This is a genomic window from Citrobacter sp. wls757 (assembly GCF_005280935.1).
GTDB lineage: Bacteria > Pseudomonadota > Gammaproteobacteria > Enterobacterales > Enterobacteriaceae > Citrobacter > Citrobacter portucalensis.
In genome coordinates this window covers 262313-268996 of the sequence record NZ_SZWU01000015.1, presented here as the reverse complement: position 1 = coordinate 268996, position 6684 = coordinate 262313, and the positions used below count along the sequence as shown (strand labels likewise).

The 6684-nt window shown below is 50.1% G+C and carries 6 protein-coding genes; 3 read left to right on the top strand and 3 right to left on the bottom strand.

Annotated features, from left to right (window positions below; translation table 11 throughout):
• Nucleotides 1-703: acyl-CoA synthetase FdrA (gene fdrA, locus FDW94_RS23800; protein ID WP_249358267.1), on the bottom strand; the 703-nt coding region annotated here is incomplete at its 3' end.
• Nucleotides 704-1019: 316 nt separating this feature from the next.
• Here fdrA and allD point away from each other — a divergent pair.
• From allD to allE, 3 genes are read left to right on the top strand one after another with little or no spacing between them, the layout of a single operon-like run.
• The gene (gene allD / locus FDW94_RS03095) at nucleotides 1020-2069 is read left to right on the top strand and encodes an ureidoglycolate dehydrogenase (protein ID WP_137377115.1); all 1050 of its coding nucleotides are present in this window, start codon (nucleotides 1020-1022) and stop codon (nucleotides 2067-2069) included.
• Between the two features lie 21 nt (nucleotides 2070-2090).
• The gene (gene allC, locus FDW94_RS03090) at nucleotides 2091-3326 is read left to right on the top strand and encodes an allantoate deiminase (protein WP_137377114.1); all 1236 of its coding nucleotides are present in this window, start codon (nucleotides 2091-2093) and stop codon (nucleotides 3324-3326) included.
• Nucleotides 3327-3336: 10 nt separating this feature from the next.
• Nucleotides 3337-4122: a (S)-ureidoglycine aminohydrolase gene (gene allE, locus FDW94_RS03085; RefSeq protein WP_137377113.1), complete on the top strand. Its 786-nt coding sequence runs from the start codon at nucleotides 3337-3339 to the stop codon at nucleotides 4120-4122.
• A 79-nt stretch (nucleotides 4123-4201) separates the two neighbouring features.
• Here the strand turns inward: allE and glxK are convergent, their stop codons facing one another.
• Nucleotides 4202-5350: a glycerate 3-kinase gene (gene glxK, locus FDW94_RS03080; RefSeq protein WP_048226234.1), complete on the bottom strand. Its 1149-nt coding sequence runs from the start codon at nucleotides 5348-5350 to the stop codon at nucleotides 4202-4204.
• Nucleotides 5351-5370: 20 nt separating this feature from the next.
• Nucleotides 5371-6669 carry a uracil/xanthine transporter gene (locus FDW94_RS03075; RefSeq protein WP_137377112.1) on the bottom strand — a complete coding sequence of 433 codons (1299 nt, stop codon included), beginning with the start codon at nucleotides 6667-6669 and terminating at the stop codon, nucleotides 5371-5373.
• Nucleotides 6670-6684: the final 15 nt, after the last annotated feature.

Sequence of the window (6684 nt, the reverse complement as noted above, 5' to 3'; positions counted from 1 at the left end):
CCTCGGCGCTCAGATCGCGCCCCCCCAAGCCAATAGCATGAGTAATACCTTCATCGGCCAACGCAATTTGTGAACAGAGTTCCTGGATTCCTGTACCGGAGGCGCCAATTACACCGATATTGCCTTCCGGCATCACGTTGGCAAAAGCCAGCGGCGTACCGGCGATCATGGCAGTTCCACAATCCGGCCCCATCACCAGAAGACCTTTATCTTGTGCGCGACGCTTCAGTTTAATTTCATCTTCCAGCGTGACGTTGTCGGAGAACATCATGACGTTCAGGTTGCGATCCAGTGCCTGGTTCGCCAGTTCCGCCGCATATTCGCCAGCAACAGAAATTAACGTCATATTCGCATCAGGCAGTTTCTGACACGCGCTTTCCCAGCGTCTGACCTGCAGGAGCGCTTGACTCCCCCCGGTGGCCTGCGCCAACTGCTGCAACGACTCATCCAGTTGCTGCAAAATAGCCTGCGTAATACTTTCATCAGCCGTTTCAGTACGAATAGCCACGCAAATATCATTCGGCGTTGCCTGATTAAAATCGTCATGCCAAAACCCGGTCGTTTCCAGCAGCGATTTATTCGCCGGCGTACCCATCATGACCGATACATCGTCTACATTTTCGGACTCACTCAGCTTGCGTGAAATAATCATTAAACTGACAGAGTCCTGAAAACACCCTTTTTTAATAAAGGCGTGAATCATAACAACCCCTTAATAATTGCACCCATGGCAATTGCACGAGTAGTGTTAATGTGTCGCTCAAGGTATATATCCGGCATCACAAATAGAGTGACTAATATCACATACAATTTATTAGCAAAAGAATTTTAATAACCACCAGAGGATTACATGTTATTTTCTAACGGCAATATTTATTTAAAAAGAAATGGCAAATCGGCTCTGATTATCAAATAAATTCTAACTATATTTTTTTGCGTATCTGGATCACATAATCTGTTTATATTCCCGGTATGTTAACGGCAGTCATGCTTCACACCGTCGTTAAAAAGGAAGACAGATGAAAATCAGTCGGGAAACACTCCACCAGCTTATCGAGAATAAGCTTTGCAAGGCCGGACTAAAACGTGAGCACGCCGCAACGGTTGCTGAGGTATTGGTTTATGCCGATGCCAGAGGCATTCACTCTCATGGCGCCGTACGCGTTGAATACTATGCCGAGCGCATTTCAAAAGGCGGTACCAACCGCGAACCCACATTTCGTTTTGAAGATACCGGTCCCTGCACAGCAATTTTGCATGCCGATAACGCCGCCGGGCAAGTCGCTGCAAAGATGGGTATGGAGCATGCAATTGAAATTGCTAAAAAAAATGGTGTCGCCGTTGTCGGAATTAGCCGAATGGGACACAGCGGAGCCATTTCCTACTTCGTGCAACAAGCCGCCCATGCTGGACTTATCGGCCTCTCCGTTTGCCAGTCCGACCCGATGGTTGTACCTTTCGGCGGCGCGGATATTTACTACGGAACCAACCCATTAGCCTTCGCGGCACCTGGAGAAGGTGACGATGTCATGACATTTGATATGGCCACAACGGTGCAAGCCTGGGGTAAAGTTCTCGATGCCCGCTCGCGTAACGAACCGATTCCCGATACCTGGGCTGTCGATAAAAACGGTGCGCCGACGTCCGACCCTTTTGCTGTCAATGCATTGCTACCTGCTGCTGGGCCAAAAGGCTATGGTCTGATGATGATGATCGATGTGCTATCCGGCATTCTGCTGGGATTACCATTTGGTCGTCAGGTCAGTTCCATGTATGAAGATTTGCATGCGGGGCGTAATTTAGGCCAACTGCATTTGGTTATTAATCCCGAGTTTTTCTCCTCCAGCCAATTATTTCGTCAGCATCTCAGCCAAACCATGCAAGAGTTAAATGCCGTTACGCCTGCACCTGGTTTTAAACAAGTTTATTACCCTGGACAAGATCAAGATATTAATCAACGCAATGCTGCGGCCCATGGCATCGACATCGTTGACGATATCTATCAATACCTGATTTCCGATGCCCTTTATTTGAAGTCATACGAAACCAAAAATCCCTTTGCGCAATAATTATTGAAACAGGAATTTCATATGATCAAACATTTTCGTCACGCAATAGAAGAAACCCTCCCCTGGCTCTCTTCCTTTGGCGCAGATCCTACAGGTGGGATGACACGCTTGCTGTACTCGCCAGAATGGCTTGAAACACAACAGCAATTCAAAAAACGGATGGACGCCAGCGGTCTGGAAACGCGTTTTGATGAAGTGGGCAATTTATACGGTCGCCTGCGCGGGAGCGAATCCCCGGAACAGGTAATTTTAAGTGGCTCGCACATTGATACCGTCGTCAACGGCGGCAATCTTGACGGCCAGTTTGGCGCACTGGCTGCGTGGCTAGCGATTGACTGGCTTAAGACCACCTACGGCGCGCCGCTGAAAACGGTCGAAGTAGTTTCTATGGCAGAAGAAGAAGGCAGTCGATTCCCGTATGTCTTCTGGGGCAGTAAGAACATCTTTGGGCTGGCAAATCCCGATGACGTTCGCAACATCCAGGATGCCAAAGGCACACGTTTTGTTGATGCGATGAACACCTGCGGCTTTACGCTCCCCGCAGAACCACTTCACGCTCGCACTGACATCAAAGCCTTTGTTGAATTGCACATCGAGCAAGGGTGCGTGCTTGAAAGCAATGGTCAGTCCATCGGCGTTGTCAGCGCGATTGTCGGGCAGCGCCGCTATACGGTAACGCTGAACGGCGAATCCAACCATGCGGGGACAACGCCGCTGAGCTACCGTCGCGACACCGTTTACGCCTTCAGCCGTATCTGTAGCCAGTCGATTGAGAAAGCCAAAAAACATGGCGATCCTCTGGTACTAACCTTTGGCAAAGTTGAGCCGCAGCCAAACACCGTCAACGTGGTGCCAGGAAAAACGACTTTCACGATCGATTGCCGTCATACCGACGCCGAAGTGCTGCGTGATTTTACTCAGCAACTGGAAAATGACATGCGCGCCATCTGCGATGAAATGGATATCGGCATTGATATCGATTTGTGGATGGACGAAACGCCGGTCCCGATGGACACAAAACTGGTCGCCACCCTCACCGAACTGTGTGAAAAGGAACAGCTGAACTACCGGGTGATGCACAGTGGTGCGGGCCACGATGCGCAAATTTTCGCTCCCCGTGTGCCGACCTGCATGATTTTCATGCCCAGCATTAACGGTATCAGCCACAACCCCGCTGAACGAACAAATATTAACGACCTTGCCGAAGGGGTCAAAACTCTGGCATTAATGCTTCATCAACTTGCCTGGCAGAAATAAGGAGTCAACAATGGGATATGTGAATAACGTCACGGGTTACCGCGATGATTTACTGGCTAACCGCGCAATTGTAAAACACGGCAACTTCGCCCTCTTAACCCCCGATGGACTGGTTAAAAATATCATTCCGGGTTTTGAAAACAGTGACGTTACCATCCTGTCAACGCCAAAACTGGGCGCATCGTTTGTTGATTATCTGGTGACGTTGCACCAGAACGGTGGCAACCAGAGTGGTTTCGGTGGTGAAGGCATTGAAACGTTCGTTTATGTTATTTCCGGAAAAATTGAGGCAAAAGCAGAGGGTAAAACGTTCGCTTTAACTCAGGGTGGATACCTTTATTGCCCACCTGGCGAGCTGCTCACCTTTAGCAATGCCCAAACAGAAGACAGCCAGCTGTTTTTATACAAACGTCGTTATACACCAGTAGCAGGTCATTCGCCGTGGCTGGTTTCCGGTAACGCCAACCAGTTAGAACGTATTCATTATGAAGGCATGGATGACGTGATCCTGCTGGATTTCCTGCCTAAAGAATTGGGCTTCGATATGAATATGCACATTCTGTCGTTCGAGCCGGGCGCCAGCCACGGTTATATCGAAACGCACGTACAGGAACACGGTGCCTATATTCTCTCAGGCCAGGGGGTTTATAACCTCGACAATCAGTGGATACCTGTGAAAAAAGGCGACTACATCTTTATGGGCGCTTATTCCCTGCAGGCCGGATACGGCGTGGGTCGTGGTGAAGCATTCAGCTATATCTATTCTAAAGATTGCAACCGGGATGTTGAGATCTAACGGCGTACAGCCCGCCTGATAATTTTTTATTTAGCTATGTTGGGTTTTGCCACGGTTAATACCGTGGCTTTTTTTATGCTTAACGCTGATTCACAACCTGGCCCAGTTTCATTGCACAGGCGATATTACGCGCACAGTGATAGAGATTGGTTTCGCCGCTCGCCAGCACTTCGGCTAACGGAGCGAGGCGCGGCAAAATACTGAATACCGCATCAATACCGTGATCGTGAACCACCTCCACGCCTTCTCCCAACACCCCAGCGATACCAATAACGGGAACGTTATGCTGCATGGCCACCGACGCTACGCCAATTGGCGCTTTACCGCCGACCGTTTGTGAATCAATACGCCCTTCGCCGGTGATAACCAACGCCGCATCTTTGATGGATTGCTCCAGCTGTACTGCCTGCAGCACAATCTCGATACCTGGCTTCATGCTGGCCTGCAGGAAGATAACCGCTGCAATCCCCATTCCACCGGCCGCCCCACCGCCCGCAACCTGAGCAACATCCTCACCGGTCAGTGTTTGCAGCACACGGGCATAGTTGAGTAACCCTTCTTCCAGTATCTCAACCATCTCAAGCGTCGCCCCTTTCTGCGGGCCGAATACCCTTGCGGCGCCGCGCGGGCCAACCAACGGGTTATCCACATCACAGGCAACGTCAATGCGACATGCTTTCAGTCGCGGATCGCACTGTTGCAGGTCGATGCTCGCCAGACGAGACAAGCTACCGCCTCCTGCATTTAATGACACGCCCTGTGCATCAAGAAAACGCACGCCAAGCGCCTGAGCCATCCCCATACCACCATCAACCGTGGCACTCCCGCCAATACCAAGAATAATATGACGAATACCTGCATCCAGCGCATGCCGAATCAGCTCACCGGTACCGTAACTTGAAGCCAGGAGAGGATTACGCGCCTGCGGTTCGACCAACATCAGCCCACTCGCCGCCGCCATTTCAATAATTGCGGTCTTTCCGTCACCAGTCAGGCCATAAAACCCCATGACCTTTTCCCCCATCGGCCCGCAGACTTCCACAGAGATAACTTTTCCCCCTGTTGCCGCCACCATTGCATCCACGGTTCCTTCTCCACCGTCAGCAACCGGCAAACAAATATATTCTGCATCAGGGAATATGGCTGAAAATCCGGCTTTAATTGCCTGGCAGCATTGGTCGGCACTTAAGCTCTCTTTAAATGAATCTGGCGCAATTACAATTTTCATCATCAATCCTTTTCATCGTGTTATTTAATGCGTTCCCATGGAATGAGATTTTCCATAAGCACTGCCAGTAAAATCCCCACCAGCAAGCCATTGCTCAGTAATGGCCGAATAGTCAGCGGAAGATCTTGTAAATAAACCGGAGGCAGCCCCATCAAAAAAATGCCGACAAACAGCGGGAGCGCCAGTCGATAAATATTTCGTGCGGTAAATGTGATTTGCTGGCTAAATACCAGACCGGAATAAAGCAACGGAAGATAAGAAACCAGCATCACGGCGCTGCTGATCGCCAGCGGAATGGCGCAAAATAAGCGGGTTAGCGGCGTCACTATCGCCACGAATAAACATAATACGCTGCCGCAAATAAATGATTTTCGCGAGCTGTCGCCAGTTTGTGTTAACAGGCCGATAGAAGAGACGAAAGGTGAAAATGGAATCACCGCAAAGGGTACTGTCACCAGCGTCATAAAGCCGGAAATGATAAAACTGCGACGATAACGCGAGCTGCTGGAGCCTTGTTGCGCATAAAAAACATCTGTGCCGCGCACCGCACCATAGGTATTACTGATATTCACCAAGCCGGTGATAACCGCCGTCAGAATAATGCCCGGTAACAGTCTGCCATGGCTGCCTAACGGGAACCACTGCCAGCTTAATTCGCCGGACGGCAGGGATGTCGATGGAAAACACAATCGCCAAAGCCCCCACCCTACTACTGCGCCCACCAACAGGGCATAGCGTGAGATCCGCTGCGGTAAAAAGATGATCATCGCAAGGATGAAGCACATCACGGCAACTGCCAGGCTAAAGGGAGCCAGTTGAATTTTGACGCTGGTATCAGCAATGCCAAAGGGTAAACCCAGCATGCCTTTAAAAAAGATGGTGGTCAGCTGCGCGCCGAGCAACAGCATAAAAAAGACCATAACCGTCGGGGTAAAAAGCCGGGCTAATCGATGCCCTAAGCCACTAAAGCCGATAATCATCGTCAGAACAGCGGAAATCACAATTCCAACGGCCAGACTGGTGGCGATATCATTGAGCGGGGTTCCTCGTGACGCCTCAGCCAGGGTAATCGTCAGAATGGTTCCCCACCATAAACCGGTTGGCCCTTCCATAATGGCACGGCGATGGCCACAAATTACCTGGGCAAGACAGGCCAGCGACGTCGTTAAAAAAGCGTACTGCGTAAGCATTAGCAGATTGTTCGCGGAGAGATGAAAAGCAGAAACCAGCGTTGGCGGGACCACGACCGTATTACAAAAAATAAAGAAAAACCACTGAAAGCCGGATAACAAACTTTCGCGGTTAATAACAGGAAGCATATTCATACCTTAAAA

Bases quoted from the DNA above. Each gene is read 5' to 3' on its own strand.
- FDW94_RS03075 (WP_137377112.1), bottom strand. From the start codon at position 6,669: ATGCTTCCTGTTATTAACCGCGAAAGTTTGTTATCCGGCTTTCAGTGG.
- allC (WP_137377114.1), top strand. From the start codon at position 2,091: ATGATCAAACATTTTCGTCACGCAATAGAAGAAACCCTCCCCTGGCTC.
- allE (WP_137377113.1), top strand. From the start codon at position 3,337: ATGGGATATGTGAATAACGTCACGGGTTACCGCGATGATTTACTGGCT.
- allD (WP_137377115.1), top strand. From the start codon at position 1,020: ATGAAAATCAGTCGGGAAACACTCCACCAGCTTATCGAGAATAAGCTT.
- glxK (WP_048226234.1), bottom strand. From the start codon at position 5,350: ATGAAAATTGTAATTGCGCCAGATTCATTTAAAGAGAGCTTAAGTGCC.